This window comes from Yinghuangia seranimata (genome assembly GCF_029953285.1).
GTDB lineage: Bacteria > Actinomycetota > Actinomycetes > Streptomycetales > Streptomycetaceae > Yinghuangia > Yinghuangia seranimata.
In genome coordinates, this window is the sequence record NZ_JASAOI010000036.1 from 1 (window position 1) to 2763 (window position 2763).

3 protein-coding genes are annotated in these 2763 nt (G+C 71.7%); 2 read left to right on the forward strand and 1 reads right to left on the reverse strand.

Annotation, left to right across the window (positions count from 1 at the left end; translation table 11 throughout):
• A partial coding sequence (locus QI554_RS22740) for a peptidoglycan DD-metalloendopeptidase family protein (protein ID WP_281472042.1) occupies positions 1 to 1016 on the forward strand: 1016 nt, incomplete at its 5' end.
• A gap of 140 nt (positions 1017 to 1156) precedes the next feature.
• Here the strand turns inward: QI554_RS22740 and QI554_RS22745 are convergent.
• Entirely contained in the window at positions 1157 to 1615 is a 459-nt protein-coding gene (locus QI554_RS22745) for an Lrp/AsnC family transcriptional regulator (RefSeq protein WP_281472043.1), read from the reverse strand.
• Positions 1616 to 1714: 99 nt separating this feature from the next.
• Here QI554_RS22745 and QI554_RS22750 point away from each other — a divergent pair, with 99 nt between their 5' ends.
• A complete protein-coding gene (locus QI554_RS22750) occupies positions 1715 to 2656 on the forward strand; it encodes an SMP-30/gluconolactonase/LRE family protein (RefSeq protein WP_281472044.1) in 942 nt (313 codons plus the stop codon).
• The last annotated feature ends 107 nt before the right edge of the window (positions 2657 to 2763 follow it).

The window sequence follows — 2763 nt, forward strand, 5'->3', positions numbered from 1 at the left end:
AGGGCCAGCAGATCGCGATCGCCGAGAAGGTGCTCGCCAGCCAGGGCCCCGGCGCCTGGCCGGTGTGCTCCATCAAGGCGGGCCTGACCAAGGGCGGCGCCGCGCCGCAGGTCGACACCGGCTCCGCCGTCAAGGCCGCCGCGCCGAAGGCGGAGGCCAAGCCGGCCGCGCCGCAGGCCAAGGTCGTCGAGGCCCCCAAGGCCGAGGTGAAGACCTGGGCGCCGAAGACCGAGGCCCCGAAGACCGAGGCGCCCGCGCCGAAGGCCGAGGCCCCCAAGGTCGAGACCAAGGCGGCGTACACGGTCGTCGTCGGCGACACGCTGTTCAAGATCGCCAAGTCGCACGGCATCAGCGGCGGCTGGGAGAAGCTGTACGACCTGAACCGCTCGGTCGTCGGCGGCAACCCGAACCTGATCTTCCCGGGTCAGAAGCTCGCGCTCGGCACCACGGTCGTGGCCCCGGCCCCGACGCAGCAGGCCCCCGCCAAGCAGACCGAGGACGCCAAGCCGGCGCCGGCTCCCAAGGCCGACACCTCGGCGGCCACCGCCAAGGCCGCCCCGGCGAAGAGCAGCACGAAGGCCGACACCTCGGGCGCGTCCGAGACGGCGTCCGCGTCCGGCTACGTCCGCCCGGTCCCCGGTGCCGCGCACCACAACTACGGCAACCAGGGCTCGCTGTGGTCGCACGGCCACACCGGTGACGACTTCGCCGCCGCGACGGGCACCTCGGTGCACGCCGTCACCTCCGGCGTCATCGTCGAGGCCGGCTGGGGCGGCGCGTACGGCAACAACGTCGTCATCAAGCACCCGGACGGCAAGTACACCCAGTACGGCCACCTGTCCTCGATCTCGGTCTCGGTCGGCCAGCACGTCACCACCGGCCAGCAGATCGGCCTGTCGGGCGCGACCGGCAACGTGACCGGCCCGCACCTCCACTTCGAGGTCCGCACCGGCCCGGACTACGGCTCCGACATCAACCCGGACGCCTACCTCGCCGCGCACGGCGTGAACGTCTGACCTGCCGCAAGGCCCCCGCGCAGTTGTGGGGCTGACGCGGGACGACCGGCGGCGGATGTCCGCCCGGGGCCACACGCTCCGGGCGGGCATCCGCCGCCGGCGTCGTCCCCGTCCCTCGCTGAAGTACCGTCCGGGCGCGACTAGTCGATCCCCGGGTCAGGCTCCCTCGGCGCGACCGGCCGTTCGAAGAAGGTCTGCAGCACGACGATCGCCTCGGTGCTGCCGACGCCCTCGATCTCGTACAACCGCCGCAGGACGTCCTGGAGTTGCTCCGTCGTGGCGGTGCGGACCTTCACGAGCACCGAGGCGCTGCCCGCGATGATGTGGGCCTCCTGGATCTCCGGGTGCGCGGCGAAGAGTTCCGCCGAGTCGCCCATCCACGAGGTCGACCGGACCAGGACGAACGACAGGATGCCGCCCCCGACGGCCGCCGGGTCCACCTCCACCGTCGTACGCCGGATGACGCCGCGCTCGCGCAGCTTGCGCACCCGTTCGTGCGTCGCCCCAGTCGACAGGCCCACGGCCTGGCCGAGCGCGCTGTAGGACTGCGCGGCGTCCTGCTGGAGCAACTCCACGAGTCTGCGGTCGACACGGTCCACGGAACCACCTGCCCTTCGGTAGGAGCTTGCCTTTACCGAACACCATCCTGCAATACTTCTCTCCCGTCGAATGAAGTTCGAGACGACTGGGAGACCCCCGTGGCAATCGAACGCCCTTTGTACGAGGCCCTCGACGACCGGTTCCGCACCGGCCGCTGCATGTTCGGCGACGCCGCCCTCGAGGTGATCCACACCGGATGCCGCTGGGCCGAGGGACCGATCTACGTCCCCGCGTGGCGGCAGCTGATCTGGAGCGACATACCCAACGACCGCATGCTGCGCTGGGACGAAGTCACCGGCGCCGTCGGTGAGTTCCGGTCGCCCGCAGGCCACACCAACGGCAACACCCTCGACCGCCAGGGCCGATTGGTCAGCTGCGAGCAGGGCAACCGCCGCGTCACCCGCACCGAGCACGACGGCACCGTCACGGTCCTGGCCGACCGCTGGGAGGGCAGGCGCTTCAACAGCCCCAACGACGCCGCGGTCCGCTCCGACGGGACGGTCTGGTTCTCCGACCCGGACTTCGGCATCACCAGCGACTACGAGGGCCACCGCGCCGAGAGCGAGATCGGCGCCTGCAACGTCTACCGCCTCGACCCGCGAACCGGCGAGGTCCGCCTGGCCGCCGACGACCTCGAAGCCCCGAACGGCCTCGTGTTCTCCGCCGACGAGTCACGCCTGTTCGTCTCCGACACACGCGCCGGACGCATCCGCGTCTACGACGTCCACGGCGACGGCACCCTCGGCAAGGGCGACGTCTTCGCGGAGCTCCCGCCCGACGGCCCCGGCCGCTACGACAACCTCCGCTTCGACGCCGACGGCCGCCTCTGGGCCGCGGCCATGGCCGACGGCGTGCACTGCTACGACCCGGACGGCACCCTCATCGGACGCCTCAACATCCCCGAACCCGTCGCCAACATCGCCTGGGGCGGCCCCAAACGCAACCGCCTCTTCATCGCGGCCGAGACCACCCTGTACTCCCTCGTCACGAGCGTCACCGGCACCCACCCCACCGGCCCGGGCCACCGCCCCTGGCACTGACCCGAACGACCGTGGGTGCGGTACACCACGCGGCGTACCGCACCCACGACTGGGCGACCGGGTCCCCCCCCGTGCGCGCCGGGTGCCGGTGGCCACATGGGTTACCC